This window comes from Gordonia sp. YC-XJ4, from assembly GCF_059511865.1.
Genome location: NZ_CM183447.1, coordinates 2,087,299 through 2,101,377, shown reverse-complemented (window position 1 = coordinate 2,101,377; position 14,079 = coordinate 2,087,299). Strand labels below are relative to the sequence as shown.

The following is a 14,079-nucleotide window of genomic DNA, read 5'->3' as shown; positions in this document are numbered from 1 at the left end:
CCCGCTACGGTTCGTCCCGGTCGACGCCGGAGGCCAGATCACCGCATTCGACCGATTCCACGATCTCGGGATGCGCGCGGAGATAGCGTGCGGCACCGACGTCCCCGTCGAGCGAGGCGAGGACGCCGTCGAGGTGACCGGCGTCGAGATGGACCGGATGGCCCGGCCGGCCGTGGTAGACCGCGCGCACGATCTTCCCCGGTGCGCCCGCCGCGGTTTTCACGATCCGGGAAACCACTGCCGCGGTGACATCGGGCATGTCAACAACATGTAAAACCACACCGCCCGAATCCTCGCGAACCACCGGCGCGCACAGCACCGCGCGCACGCTTGCCGACAGACCGACGACCCAGTCCTCGACGACAATCGCCTTCGCCCCACTCGGCGGCGTGACGATCGCCGCACCCATCGCGACGACCACCTCCCGGCACCCTCCCTCACTCAGTGCATGCACAGCGTTGTCGAGCCAAAGACCTTGTTCGGCAAGTATTTTCGGCTTTCCGTACCGCCGGCCGGATCCGGCGGCGAGCACTGCTCCCACCACCATCGCATCCACCTCCGCCACTCGGCTCCATACACCCGCCCACCGCTGTCGTCGTCCGGGCGAACCAACGAGGTCCCGGTGTCGGCCATGCCCGATTTACCCCGCCGCAATATACGATCTCGCGGTCGCCGAATCGGTTGTGGGGGTCCACTATTTAGCTGCCGGTGGGCCTGACGTGCGCTATGCCGTCGGCCCACCGGCAGCCATGATCTCACCGTCACGAGGAGTATGTCGATGGCCACGGATTCGGCTCCGGCCGCCGCCCCACAGGGACGCCGCAAGCGCGTTCACCCGGTCGATCAGGTGCCACCGTTCGGCAAACTCGTCACCCTCGGGTTCCAGCACGTGGTCGCCTTCTACGCCGGAGCCGTCCTCGTCCCGCTGCTGATCGCGAACGCCATCGGGCTCGACGATCAGGCACTCACCATGCTCATCACCGCCGACCTGTTCACCTGCGGCATCGCCTCGCTGCTGCAGGCGGTCGGCATCTGGAAGATCGGCGTCCGCCTACCACTGCTGCAGGGCATCACCTTCGCGACGCTCGCTCCTGTCATCAAGATCGCCAACGATCACGGTGGCGGTCGGGTCGGCCTGCTGACGGTGTACGGCGCGGTGATCTCGGCCGGCGTGTTCACCTTCCTGATCGCACCGTTCTTCGCCAAACTGATCCGATTCTTCCCACCGGTGGTCACCGGCACCGTCATCACGATCATCGGCATCAGCCTGATCCCGGTCGGTGCGGGCGACGCGGTCACCGACCCCAACAGCGCCACCGGCGCGCACGACGCCGGGAACGGCCGGTGGGTTGTCTACTGCATCTGCACCATCGCGCTGATCGTGCTGATGCAGCGATTCTTCCGAGGCTTCTGGGCGACCATCTCGATCCTGCTCGGCCTCGGCGTCATGACCTTCGTCGCATGGTGTTTCGGCGACGCCCACTTCGACCGGGTCGCCGAGGCGAGCTGGGTCGGCTTCACCCCGCCGTTCGCCTTCGGATGGCCCCGATTCGATCTCATCGCGATCGTGTCGCTGATCGTGGTGCTCATGGTGACCGCGGTGGAATCGACGGGCTCGGTCTTCGCGACCGGAGAGATCGTCGGCAAACGCATCCGCAAGGAGGACATCGCCGCCACCGTCCGCGCCGACGGCATCGCCACCATCATCGGCGGCAGCTTCAACTCGTTCCCGTACACGGCGTTCTCCGAGAATGTCGGCCTGGTCCGGATGACCGGGGTCAAGAGCCGGTTCGTCGTCGCCTGCGCCGGCGGCATCATGATCATCCTGGGCGTCCTGCCCAAGACCGCGAACATCGTCGGGTCGATTCCCTCCCCGGTTCTCGGCGGTGCCGCACTCATCATGTTCGCGACGGTCGCCATCGTCGGCATCCAGACGCTGACGACCGTCGACTTCACCGACCACCGCAACCTGTCGATCGCCGCGACCTCCATCGCCGTGGCCCTCTACGTCCAGTTCTCACAGTCGTCGGCTCCGACGACCATCCTGGACAAGGGCGCGGAGGTGAAGGTCCCGGAACTGCCCGGCGTCGACATCGCCGTGCCGGGCATCCTGCAGATCCCCTTCTCCACCGGCATCACCATGGGCGCGATCACCGCCATCCTGATGAACATCCTGTTCTTCCACATCGGCAGCAAGGGACCGGCCGTCGCCGGAGGCGGTTCAATCACGCTCGACGAGGTGAACACCATGAGCAAGGAGAAGTTCCGCGAGACCTTCGGCGAGGTTGTGCAGGGCGTCGACTGGGTTCTCGACAGAGCTTGGGAGCAGCGGCCTTTCGACGACGTACACGATCTGCGCAGCGCCTTCCAGGAGGCGATGCTGACCGGCAGCGACACCCAGCAGCTCGACCTGATCCGGGCCTTCCCCGACCTCGGCGCCGAGGACGAGGAAACCGGCGAGCTGATCGCGGTCGACCACAAGGGTCTGTCGCACCTCGAGGAGACCGAGCACGAGAACGTCGTGAATCTCGCTGCCGCCTATCGGGAGCACTTCGGGTTCCCGTTGGTGATCTGCGCCCGTGAGACCGAACGCTACGACCGCGTGCTGCGCAACGGCTGGTCCCGCATGGACAACTCGGAGACCTCCGAGAAGTCGTTCGCGCTCATCGAGATCGCCAAGATCGTCAACCATCGCTTCGACGATCTGGTTGCCGACGCCAACCCGCTGACGTCGGTGCGATTCGGCCGTCAGCCCGAACTCTCCTAGGCTGATCGGCGTGCGACGAGTCGACTGGCGAGGGTTGCCCAGTTTCAACGAGCTGACCGAACGGCAGGCCATCGGCACGCTCTACGAGTGTTGTAGTTCGTCGATCTGGGCGCTGCGTGTGGCCAAGGCCCGACCGTTCTCCGACGACGAGGCATTGCTCTCCTATGCCGATCTCATCCTGGCCGAGCTCACCGACGCCGACCTCGACGAGGCCCTGGCCGGTCACCCCCGGATCGGCGATCGCCCGGACAACGCGTCCTCCACGCGTGAGCAGTCCGGGGTGACCGGCGCCGATCCGGCAGTGTTGGCCGAACTCAAGGAGCTCAACAAGGCCTACGACGAGAAGTTCGGGCACGTGTACCTCGTCTTCGCCAATGGGCGGCCCGCGGCGGAGTTGCTGGCCATCCTCAAGGAGCGGATGCGCAACGACCCGGCGACCGAGCGGCGAGTGCTGCGGATGGAGTTGGCCAAGATCAACCGAAGTCGACTGCAGCGCATGCTCACCCCGGCGATCGAGTATGTTGACGACTGAGCAGCGCAGTCGATCCACGAGGAGCGAACCACCGAGATGACCGGTCTGTCCACCCATGTCCTCGACGCGGTCTCCGGTGCACCCGCGGTGGGCGTCGGGGTCTCCCTGCAGGATGCCGCGGGCGGCGAAGTCGCCTCCGGCGTCACCGATTCCGACGGTCGCATCGCGCAGGTGAACACCGACCCGCTCGTGCCCGGCATCTACCATCTGGTGTTCGACACCGGAGAGTGGTTCGCCGACAACGACATCCGGGGGTTCTATCCGGAGGTCGACATCTGCTTCACCGTCGACGATCCCGAACGGCATCACCACGTCCCGCTGTTACTGAGCCCGTACTCGTATTCCACCTATCGCGGTAGCTGACCGGGCGCGCACACGGGTATCCGGGGGCATCCTCTATGCTCGGCGGTGCAGTTGGTTCGCCGCCCCGTCCGTCGTGGCCTCCGATGTCATGGAGGCCCCGCGTCCGGGTCCGGCGTCGTAAGAGGGAATCCGGTGCGAATCCGGAACTGTCCCGCAGCGGTATGTCGGAACGACCGCCGTCATCGAGCACTGGACGCACGCGTCCGGGAAGCGACGGCCACTAGGACCGCGACCTGATGGTCGCCCGCCGACGAGTCCGAAGACCTGCCTGCTGTACCGGCCGCGCCGCGGCCGGTGGCTCGTCGCCTCGTGGAATGGGCGCAGGTCGAAGCGAGTGCCAGGTGATGCGCGGATGCCGTGCACGTTCTCTCCGGCGTCCCTTCGGCACGCCCTGCAACGGCGACGGACCGTCGGAAACCATTGCAGGAGTGCACCACCCATGTCCAAACGGACGACCCCGTTTTCCGCCACCGTGCTCGGCACGCCCCGCATCGGCCCACGCCGTGAGCTCAAGCGCGCGATCGAGAGCTACTGGGCGGGGCGCATCGACGCCGCCGGCCTCGAGACCGTGGCCGCCGGGCTGCGGCGCGACACCATCGCGACGCTGGCGGCGGCCGGCCTCGACTCGATCCCGGTCAACACCTTCTCCTATTACGATCAGATGCTCGACACCGCCGTGCTGCTCGGCGCCCTGCCCGAGCGGGTCGCACACATCACCGATCCCCTCGACCGCTACTTCGCAGCGGCCCGCGGCACCGCCGACGTCACGCCGCTGGAGATGACCAAGTGGTTCGACACCAACTACCACTACCTCGTGCCCGAGATCGGCGACGCGACAGCCTTCTCCCTGCACCCGGAGAAGGTGCTCGCGGAGGTGGCCGAGGCGCAGGCCGCCGGTGTGAGCGCACGTCCGGTCGTCATCGGGCCGATCACCTTTCTGGCGTTGTCGAAATCCGCTCATGACACCGCAGGCGGGGGCTCCCCGCTCGATCGCCTCAACGAGTTGCTGCCGCTGTATCTGGATCTGCTGGCCCGCCTGGCCGACACCGGAGTCGAGTGGGTACAGATCGACGAACCGATCCTGGTCACCGATGCCGCAGAGCGCCTCCCCGCGCTGGCCGGCTCGGTGTACTCGACCCTCGCGCAAGCGAGCTCGCGACCGGCACTTTGTGTCGCCACGTACTTCGGCGACGCCCGGGACAGTGTGCGAGCCCTTGCGCGCACCGGCATCGAGGCGGTGGCCGTCGATGTGATCGAGGGCTCCCTCGAGTCGGTGGCCGACGTACCCGAACTGGCCGACATGCTCGTCGTGGCCGGCGTGGTCAATGGGCGCAACATCTGGCGTACCGATCTCGAGAAAGCCCTGGCCACCCTGGGCACCCTGCTCGGGTCGGCGGGGTCGTTGGCGGTGTCCACCTCGTGTTCGACGCTGCACGTGCCGTATTCCGTCGAACCCGAAACCGGGCTCGACGACAACCTGCGCGGTTGGCTGGCCTTTGCCGCGGAGAAGTACCGCGAGGTCGCGATCCTGTCCGAGGCGTTGCGCCACGGTCGGGAGTCCCAGGCCGACGCGTTCGACGCCGCCGCCGCCGCGTTGGCCACCCGCGAATCCGATCCGCGAGTGCACAACCCGGCCGTGCGTGAGCGTCTGGCCGCCATCACCGACGCCGACCGCAAGCGAGGCGATGCCGCGACCCGCTCGGCTGCGCAATCCGAGCGACTGAATCTCCCGCCGTTGCCCACCACGACGATCGGCTCCTATCCGCAGACCTCGGCGATCCGGCTGGCCCGCGCCGCGCTGCGCTCCGGTGAGATCGATGACGCCGAGTACGTCCGTCGGATGCAGGCAGAAATCGCCGATGTGGTTGCGCTGCAAGAGGAGATCGGACTCGATGTACTCGTCCACGGCGAGCCGGAGCGCAACGACATGGTGCAGTATTTCGCCGAGCAACTCGACGGCTTCTTCGCCACCGCCCATGCCTGGGTGCAGTCCTACGGGACCCGGTGCGTGCGTCCGCCGATTCTGTTCGGCGACGTCTCCCGCCCGGCGCCGATGACCGTCGACTGGATCGCCTACGCCCAATCGCTGACCGGCAAGCCGGTCAAGGGCATGCTCACCGGGCCCGTCACGATCCTCGCGTGGTCATTCGTGCGTGACGATCAACCCCTGTCCGACTCGGCCGACCAGATCGCCCTCGCGATCCGGGACGAGACGATCGATCTCGAGCGGATCGGCATCGGCATCATCCAGGTCGACGAGCCGGCCCTGCGTGAGCTGCTCCCGCTGCGGGACGCCGACAAGCCCGCGTACCTCGACTGGGCGGTCCGGGCATTCCGGCTGGCCACCTCGGGCGTCGCCGACGCCACGCAGGTCCACACCCATCTGTGCTACTCGGAGTTCGGCGAGGTCATCGGTGCGATCGCCGAACTCGACGCCGATGTCACCTCGATCGAGGCGGCACGGTCGAGCATGGAGGTCCTCGACGACCTCAACGCCATCGGATTCGCCAACGGCGTCGGGCCGGGTGTGTACGACATCCACTCACCGCGTGTCCCCGACGTCACCGAGATCGAATCGTCGTTGCGCGCGGCGCTCGATGCCGTCGGGCCGCAGCGCCTGTGGGTGAATCCGGACTGCGGTCTGAAGACTCGCGGCACCACCGAGGTGACCGCGGCGCTGACGAATCTGGTCTCGGCGGCCAAAGCGGCACGCGCACTGGCCAACTGAGCCGACAGTCAGCTGAGCCGATTGCGGAGGCCGGTCGGGAGGACCCGGGTGTGCGACCCCGGGTTCGCTCCGTGGTCGGTCGGCAGATCTCGCACCGACCAGTGTGAGGGTCGCTTGTCGGCCGTCGAGGAGTCCCGCGGCGGCGAGTGCGATCGATCCCGTGCAGACGCTGGTCACGTACTGCGCGGAACGCCCGAGGTTAGGAGAGCTCGCTGCGAAGAATGGCGGCGCCCTGGGCGAGCGCGACCATCTTCTGCCATGCGACACCACGTGCGAGCGGTGCCATGCCGCAGTTCCCGCTGGCGTAGAGCTTGTCCTTGTCGACGAAGGGGAGTGCTTTGCGCAGTGTCGCTGCCACTTCCGCCGGCGTCTCGATGGTGTCGCTGGCCACGTCGATCGCTCCCAGCATGACCGTCTTGCCACGGAGTAGTTCGATCACCTCGACAGGAACCCGCGAGTTGTGGCTCTCCAGGGACACGATGTCGATCGATGATTGTTGCAATAGTGGGAACGACTCTTCGTACTGGCGCCATTCGGGCCCCAGCGTTGCCTTCCAGTCGGTGTTGGCCTTGATGCCGTAGCCGTAACAGATGTGGACGGCGGTTCGGCAGCTCAGTCCTTCGGTGGCCCGCTCGAGTGCCGCGATACCCCAGTCCTTGAGTTCGTCGAAGAACACGTTGAATGCGGGCTCGTCGATCTGGATGATGTCGACGCCGGCCGCCTGCAAGTCCTTTGCTTCTTGGTTCAGTATGGTTGCGAACTCCCACGCGAGCTGCTCGCGGCTCCGGTAGTGGTCGTCGTAGAGGGTGTCGATCATTGTCATCGGGCCGGGGAGGGCCCATTTGATCGGCTGATCGGTTTCGACCCGAAGACGCTTCGCATCCTCTGCGAAGACCGACTCTTCGCGACTCACCGCGCCGACAACCGTCGGGACACTCGCGTCATAGCGGTCACGAATGCGCACGGTCTCACGGCGGTCGAAATCGACGCCACTGAGGTGCTCGATGAACGTGGTCACGAAGTGCTGACGTGTCTGTTCACCATCGCTGATGATGTCGAGCCCGGCTCGACTCTGATCGTGTGCCGCGAGTGTCTGGGCGTCGAGCTTCCCCTGCCGCAGTTCGTCGTCGTGTAACTTCCACGGGGACCAGAGCTTCTCCGGCTCGGAGAGCCACGCGGGCTTGGGCAGGCTGCCGACGATCGTGGCGGGCAGGAGTTCATTCATCTCGGATACCTCAGTTCTCGCGCCGATCAGGCCGATTGCTTTGTCGCCCAACGCGCAAGGACATCGCCGTACGGTTTCATGAGCCTCACCTCGGTGAATTTTCCCTGGGTGGCCGCGAGCTGGGTGCGTTCGACCCGGTCGTAAGTCACCTGCGGGAGTGAGTAGTTGCCGTAGTCGAGACTCGGCCGGTACACCTGTGCCGCCGCTGTGTTCGCGCTGTAGATCTCGGGACGGTAGATCTTCTGGAACGTCTCCATCGTCGCGACCGTTCCCGCAAGCGCGATGAACGAGTAGTCGTTGAGTAGGTCGCCGCGGTGGTAGAAGGCCAGCGGGGCAACGGAACCCGGAGGCATGAAGTAGCGGACCGTGAGCCCCATCTTGCCAAAGTACTCATCGGTGAGCGACAGCGCGTCCGACACATACTCCACCCCCAGAATCGGGTGGTGGTTCGTGAGGCGGGTGTAGGTCCGCGACGTCGAGACGCTGATGCAGATGACCGGCGGCTGGGAGAACCGTTGGCGGTACTCGTCCGATTCGAGGAAGCGCTGAAAGACCTGCCCGTGCAGATCGCCGAAGTCGCTGGGGACACCCGTCGCCTGGTGTCCGGGGAGCCGAACGCTGAAGTCGTAGTCGCGAATGTAGGAGGAGAAGTTGTTTCCGACGATGCCCTTGGTACGGGTCCCCGTGGCGGTCTCGACGATGTCCACGTCGAGCACCTCGATCACCGGAAATGCGGCGTCGTCCCCTACCGAGGCGAGATGTAGGTCCACCGAGACGATGTCGAGTTCGAGTTCGTAGCGGTCACCGCGCGGATTGTCCCAGTGGAGCAGTTCATTGACCCGGGTGTTCATCATCGTCACGGCGTTGCGAAGATTCTGCTCACGGTCGTCGCCGCGTGCGAGATTCGCGAAGTTCGTCGTTCCACGTGAGCTGCTCGACGGGGTGTAGCCCTCGTCGAAGCGCGTCGTACCGATGCTGAAGACACATTCGTTTGTCATGGTGATCAGATGCCCCATTCACTTGCACCGCGCTCAACGACGGTCGCCATCGCGCGATTCACTGCCTGAGTTACGCAGCACTTCGATCTGACTTCCCATGGTCGAGGGCCCATCGGCGCGACCGATGGCACTCGGGAGCCGGTGGCCCGAAGCGGCGTTGACAGCAGTGTATGCAGGCGCCTCTCCATAGCCTAATTACACTTCACGATACCTGGGGATAGGAATCAGCTATGCCAGCAGATCGACTCCGAAACTCGATACCACATCGCGCATCTCCGCCACGAATCGCTCGGCCTGGGCGGTCAACGAGACCGAGGCATGTCCGATCCAGCCGATCTCGATGCGCTCGTCCACCTCGAGCGGAACAGCGACTATCGACGGATCCAGATCGTCGGAGATGATGCCGGTCGAGATGGTGTACCCGCCGAGACCGATCATCAGGTTGAAGATGGTTGCTCGGTCGCTCACTCGGATGTCTTGCTTGGATGAACGCGTGGAGAGGATCTCTTCGGCGAGATAGAACGAGTTGTTCCCGCCCTGGTCGAACGTGAGCCGCGGGAGGTCGTCGAGATCCTTCAGCGTGACACTCTTCTTGCCTGCGAGGTGGTTCGTGCGGGCGATGAAAATGTGCGGTGTCGTGAAGAACAGCGGCGTAAAGGTCAGCCCCGCTTCGCGGAGCAGCTTGTTGATCACGTTTGCGTTGAAACCGTTGCGATAGAGCACGCCGACCTCACTTCGCAGAGTGCGGACATCTTCGATGATGTCCCAAGTCCGGGTCTCGCGAAGACTGAACGCGTATTCGGCAGCCTCAGAGGCTTTCACCATACGAGCAAAGGCGTCGACGACGAAGGAGTAGTGCTGAGTGGAAACGGCGAGGAGTCGGCGCGAGGGGCCGCGCCCGAGGTACCGCTGTTCCAGTAGTTCCGCTTGCTCGACGACCTGGCGCGCGTAGCTGAGGAACTCCGCCCCGTCGTCGGTGAGGGTGACTCCCCGGTTCGAGCGGACGAACAGTGAACGTTCGAGCCGGCTTTCGAGGTCCTTGAGCGCGGCGGACATGGTCGGTTGAGCCACATAGAGCATGTCCGCCGCGGCACTGATCGATCCCTCCGCTGCCACCTCCACGAAGTAGCGCAACTGCTGCAGCGTGATTCCACGCAGCGCTCCTGCGGCGTGCCGTGCCATACCAGAAGACTAACGAACCGCCGTGGAGATCCGAAGTCCACACGGTCTCCACCAGACCCAGGACGGTTCACTTCGGCGCCTCAATTCCTCATCTGGTCAGCAGCCCACTCGCCTTCTACGCGCGCACGTCGACCGATGGTGACCGACCGAGGGCCCGAGGCGTCCACCCACACCGGGCGGCTGCCGCGTGTCCTGCAACCTGTACTCGCCACGCTCGCAGCACAATTGGCCTCCGGCGACGCCCGCCCCTACGGGGCGGACACCCCACCCTCGCCCGGTCCCCAGCCCTTCGACGTCCGCCACCCCGGCAGACCACACCACAAGGAGACACCAGTGAGCTCCCCGCGCCCTGCTTGCCTGCCTCAGTGGGCGCCCGCGAGGTGCCCGCTGAGGCGCTCGAGCCGCTCGGCGCTGTCGGGGTTCAGCCCGATGATGGTGGCGCTCTTACCCTTTGCCGCGTACTTGGTGACGATCGCGTCGAGTGCCGCAACGGTGGACGCATCCCAGATATGCGATTCGCTCATGTCGATGATCACGGTCGTCGGGTCGTCCGCGTAATCGAACTGGTAGACCAGGTCGTTGCTGGACGCGAAGAAGAGTTCTCCGCGCACCTGATAGACGCGCGTTTCGGGATCCGGGTGATCCACCACGACGACCTCGGTGACGTGGGCGACCCGTCGCGCGAAGAGCACCATCGCGGTGAGCACACCGACGACGACGCCGTAGGCCAGGTTGTGCGTGGCCACCGTGACGACGACGGTGACGAGCATGACCGCGGTTTCGCTCTTGGGCATGCGCCGCAACGTCGTCGGGTTGATGCTGTGCCAGTCCATGGTGCCGACCGACACCATGATCATCACGGCGACGAGTGCGGCCATCGGGATCAGCGCGACGATATCGCCGAGACCGACGACCAGGATCAGCAGGAAGACACCGGCGAGAAAGGTCGAGATCCGGGTGCGCGCACCGGAACCCTTGACGTTGATCATGGTCTGTCCGATCATCGCGCAGCCGCCCATGCCGCCGAAGAATCCGGTGACCACGTTCGCCACGCCCTGCCCCATCGCCTCGCGTGACTTGTTGGAGTGGGTGTCGGTGAGGTCGTCGACGAATTTCGCGGTCATCAACGATTCGAGCAACCCGACCAGCGCCATGGTGAACGCGTACGGCGCGATCACCGACAACGTGTGCCAGGTCAGTGGCACGTCCGGCAGGACCAGTGAGGGTAGGTGCTCGGGCAGTTTGCCCTCGTCGCCGACATCGGGCACCGACCAGCCGACCGCGAGCGTCACCGCGGTCAGCGCCACGATCGCGACGAGCGGCGCCGGGATGACGCTCGTCAGTCTCGGCAACCCGACGATGATCAGAACACCCACGGCGACAAGCGGATACACCAGCCACGGCACGCCGATCAGATGGGGCAACTGGGCAGCGAAGATCAAGATGGCCAGCGCGTTGACGAATCCCACCATGACGCTGCGCGGAATGAACCGCATCAGCCGGGCGACGCCGAGGCCGCCGAGGATGAGCTGGAACACCCCGGCCAGGATGACGGCGGCGATGAGGTAGTGCAGCCCATGGCTTTTCACCAGTGGTGCCACGACGAGGGCCACCGCACCGGTGGCCGCGGAGATCATCGCCGGGCGGCCGCCGACGATCGCGATCGTGACCGCCATGGTGAACGAGGCGAACAGACCGACGCGCGGATCGACACCGGCGATGATCGAGAACGAGATCGCCTCCGGGATGAGCGCGAGCGCAACCACCAGCCCGGCCAGAACCTCGGTGCGCAGCCGTCGCGGTGAACGCAAGGCCGCCCATACCGACCGGTCGTGCGCGGGCGAGGTCGTCGTGGACAGTGACACGCGCGGGGACATGTGCTCCGACTCCGTTCCGGCGCGCCGGGACATGGACATCCGGTGTCACCGCGGGATCACCTGGTGGCACGCAACCCGGCACACCTTACCGGAGAGTGCGGAGCGGCTCGCACGCTCGCGATTCGACGTCAGAAGGTGAGCGAGATGGTCAGGGAAAGGGCGTGGTCGACGTGTGATGCCCGGTCACCGGAACGCCGGAGTAGCCGTGGTCGGTGAGGGTGAGTGGGGAGAGCGTGGTCGGCCGCCCCAGGTCGACGATCCAGTAGTGGGCGATCCCGGCATCGGCGTACTCGCTGCGCTTGGTGACGTGATCAGTCCGTCGAGAGCCTGGCGACACGATGTCGATGGCGATCGCCACGTCCGCCGCGGCCAGAGGTTCGGGTGCGTCGCTACGACACACGACGATATCGGGCACTCAGACCGTAGCCGGCGTCGCAGGATCGATGACCACCTCGACCTCCGGGAGCGCTTCCCAGCCAGTCGGAAGCGCCTCGTCGACCTGGGCACACAGCCGGAAGACGGCGCGCGCGTGTGCCTTCGTCGGTCGTGGCGACACGATGCGCACACCCTCCTGGAGTTCGACCCGATACTCGGGTTCCTCGGGCAACGCACGCCACTGATCCAGCGACATCAAGCCGAACTGGGCGTGTGCAGCGGTCATGCATCACATGGTACGACGATGCCGCGCCCCGGCGCCCTGAACGACCGACCTCGGCTGGTAACTACCGCCCGCGCGTGCGGGCGACATCGGACGGTGCCACGCCGTACCTCTTGCGAAATGCCGTCGCGAACCGGCCGGTGTGGGTGAATCCCCAGCGCATCGCGACGGTGGTCACCGAATCCGCGTCCTCGCAACACAATTCGTCGTGCACACGGTGTAATCGGATGTCGGTGAGGCATTCTCGCGGCGACTTGCCGACGTAGTCACGAAACCCTTCCTGCAGGCGGCGCACGCTGATCCCGGCCACCTCCGCCATGTCGGCGGCCGTCCACGGCCGGGCGGGATCGGCCCGCATCGCATCGAGCACCCGGGTGACGATCCGCGGTTGCGGTCGCGTGTGCTCGGCGGGGTCGTCGGGAACCGCGGCCAACAAGAAGGCGTCGGTCAACGAGCCGGCGAGTTGCTCGGCGATGAGCGGGTTCGCCAGCAGCGGGTCGTCGGCGGGTTGGCCGGCGATCGACCGGACCAGACGGAACCAGCTCGCCCCCTCCGGCGAGTGCAGGTCGAGCTGTTCGGGGATCGCCGTGTCCGGACGCCCGGTCACCCGGCAGGCCTCGCGCTGCAGGAAGTCACGGTCGATCTTGACCCCGACGATCGTGCAGGTACTCGACCAGCGGGTGATCTCGGCGGGCGTGTCGGGCGGGTTGATCGTGGCGAGACCACTCGTGGAAACCACCGAGGTCCCGGCGACGCTGGTTTCCAGGACCCCTCCGAGCGGCACGTTGATGCCGTAGGCGCCGGGATGGTCGGAGTGGATGGCCACCTCGGCTCCCCACCCGATCCGCGCGATACGCAACGGTCCGAGCACGGTGACCGCGACGTCGACGTCGAGTGCGTTTCCACCCGCGTCCCGTGGACTCAATTCATGCGGGAAATACGCGTCGGACACCGCCGCCGACGCCGCTTCCCACTCGGGATCCCCCGGGATGCGAAGCCGCTCGATCTGGCTCATCGGACACTCCTCACGACTTCGCCGCGCAATGTGGATCGTCATCGCGTTCAGCGGATCGTGGACACCGCGGCCGTCGCCTTATATTCTACCTCACATCTTGCCTCATCGAAAGGAGAGGTCACGTGGAACGCAAAGCCCTACAGAATGTCTTCGGCCAGTTCGCGAGTGGCGTCACCGTCATCACGTGTGCGAATTCCGACGGCGAGCCGCACGGTGCAACGGTCACGGCCTTCACCGCGGTGTCCCTCGAACCGCGCCTGTGTCAGGTGACGTTGACGCGAAAGTCCAAGGCGTGCAACTACTTGACCGATGCGCCGTTCGCGGTCAACATCATGGCCGCCGACCAGCTCGACATCGCGATGCACTTCGCCGGGCGTCCGGCGCAACCCGGCCCCACCTGGGTCGACGGCCCGACGGCCCCCATCCTGTCCGGCAGCGCCGCGGTACTCAGCTGCGTGCCGTGGCGCAGCTACGACGGCGGCGACCACATCATCTACATCGGCGAGATCGTCGATGCCCATACCTCGGGGAAGCCCCCACTGCTGTACTACCGCAGCACTTTTCATGATCTCGGTGAGCCGAGCGTGAATTCGCTGTGGACGCTGTGCGCCGACGACCCGCACTCGGGCTGGTTCGACTCGACGACCACGTTCACCCCATTTCACCTGGCCCACACCGACGATCCCGAGCACACCACCGCATCCGCCTGATTCATCACGGTTTTCGACCCATCC

General features: G+C 65.7%; 11 protein-coding genes, 2 pseudogenes and 1 riboswitch. Of the genes and pseudogenes, 5 read left to right on the top strand and 8 right to left on the bottom strand.

The genetic code is table 11. The features are described 5' to 3' along the window. Positions 1 to 4: 4 nt before the first annotated feature. Positions 5 to 565: a nucleotidyltransferase family protein gene (locus AC5ZH6_RS09240; protein ID WP_006367448.1), complete on the bottom strand. Its 561-nt coding sequence runs from the start codon at positions 563 to 565 to the stop codon at positions 5 to 7. Between the two features lie 213 nt (positions 566 to 778). Between AC5ZH6_RS09240 and AC5ZH6_RS09235 the strand changes: the two genes are divergently transcribed. The 4 genes from AC5ZH6_RS09235 to metE all read left to right on the top strand — a co-directional run bounded on the left by AC5ZH6_RS09235 (position 779) and on the right by metE (position 6,390). Then, complete coding sequence (locus tag AC5ZH6_RS09235) at positions 779 to 2,767, top strand: solute carrier family 23 protein (RefSeq protein WP_006367449.1); 1,989 nt, start codon at positions 779 to 781, stop codon at positions 2,765 to 2,767. Positions 2,768 to 2,777: 10 nt separating this feature from the next. Next, positions 2,778 to 3,299 carry a 2-oxo-4-hydroxy-4-carboxy-5-ureidoimidazoline decarboxylase gene (uraD, locus tag AC5ZH6_RS09230; protein ID WP_014359575.1) on the top strand — a complete coding sequence of 174 codons (522 nt, stop codon included), beginning with the start codon at positions 2,778 to 2,780 and terminating at the stop codon, positions 3,297 to 3,299. Positions 3,300 to 3,335: 36 nt separating this feature from the next. After that, entirely contained in the window at positions 3,336 to 3,662 is a 327-nt protein-coding gene (gene uraH, locus AC5ZH6_RS09225) for a hydroxyisourate hydrolase (RefSeq protein ID WP_006367451.1), read from the top strand. 75 nt (positions 3,663 to 3,737) lie between these two features. Further along, positions 3,738 to 3,948: riboswitch (cobalamin riboswitch) on the top strand. A 153-nt stretch (positions 3,949 to 4,101) separates the two neighbouring features. After that, the gene (metE, locus tag AC5ZH6_RS09220) at positions 4,102 to 6,390 is read left to right on the top strand and encodes a 5-methyltetrahydropteroyltriglutamate--homocysteine S-methyltransferase (protein WP_496168962.1); all 2,289 of its coding nucleotides are present in this window, start codon (positions 4,102 to 4,104) and stop codon (positions 6,388 to 6,390) included. Positions 6,391 to 6,498: 108 nt separating this feature from the next. On the opposite strand, the pseudogene AC5ZH6_RS09215 reads toward metE, so the two are convergent. The 7 genes and pseudogenes from AC5ZH6_RS09215 to AC5ZH6_RS09185 all read right to left on the bottom strand — a co-directional run. Beyond that, positions 6,499 to 6,582 (bottom strand): annotated as a pseudogene (locus tag AC5ZH6_RS09215) (DJ-1/PfpI family protein); the annotation flags it as partial. 7 nt (positions 6,583 to 6,589) lie between these two features. Continuing rightward, on the bottom strand, positions 6,590 to 7,615 hold the full coding sequence (locus AC5ZH6_RS09210; protein ID WP_496168961.1) for a methionine synthase: 1,026 nt from the start codon (positions 7,613 to 7,615) through the stop codon (positions 6,590 to 6,592). A gap of 26 nt (positions 7,616 to 7,641) precedes the next feature. Further along, the gene (locus tag AC5ZH6_RS09205; protein WP_026920212.1) at positions 7,642 to 8,613 is read right to left on the bottom strand and encodes a putative oxygenase MesX; all 972 of its coding nucleotides are present in this window, start codon (positions 8,611 to 8,613) and stop codon (positions 7,642 to 7,644) included. A 228-nt stretch (positions 8,614 to 8,841) separates the two neighbouring features. After that, on the bottom strand, positions 8,842 to 9,795 hold the full coding sequence (locus AC5ZH6_RS09200; RefSeq protein ID WP_014359570.1) for a LysR family transcriptional regulator: 954 nt from the start codon (positions 9,793 to 9,795) through the stop codon (positions 8,842 to 8,844). Positions 9,796 to 10,157: 362 nt separating this feature from the next. Continuing rightward, a complete protein-coding gene (locus tag AC5ZH6_RS09195; RefSeq protein ID WP_496168959.1) occupies positions 10,158 to 11,672 on the bottom strand; it encodes a SulP family inorganic anion transporter in 1,515 nt (504 codons plus the stop codon). Positions 11,673 to 11,800: 128 nt separating this feature from the next. Next, positions 11,801 to 12,333: pseudogene (locus AC5ZH6_RS09190) on the bottom strand (Uma2 family endonuclease). 61 nt (positions 12,334 to 12,394) lie between these two features. Beyond that, complete coding sequence (locus AC5ZH6_RS09185; protein ID WP_496168958.1) at positions 12,395 to 13,345, bottom strand: AraC family transcriptional regulator; 951 nt, start codon at positions 13,343 to 13,345, stop codon at positions 12,395 to 12,397. 122 nt (positions 13,346 to 13,467) lie between these two features. Here AC5ZH6_RS09185 and AC5ZH6_RS09180 point away from each other — a divergent pair, with 122 nt between their 5' ends. Then, complete coding sequence (locus AC5ZH6_RS09180; protein ID WP_006367459.1) at positions 13,468 to 14,055, top strand: flavin reductase family protein; 588 nt, start codon at positions 13,468 to 13,470, stop codon at positions 14,053 to 14,055. Positions 14,056 to 14,079 lie beyond the last annotated feature (24 nt).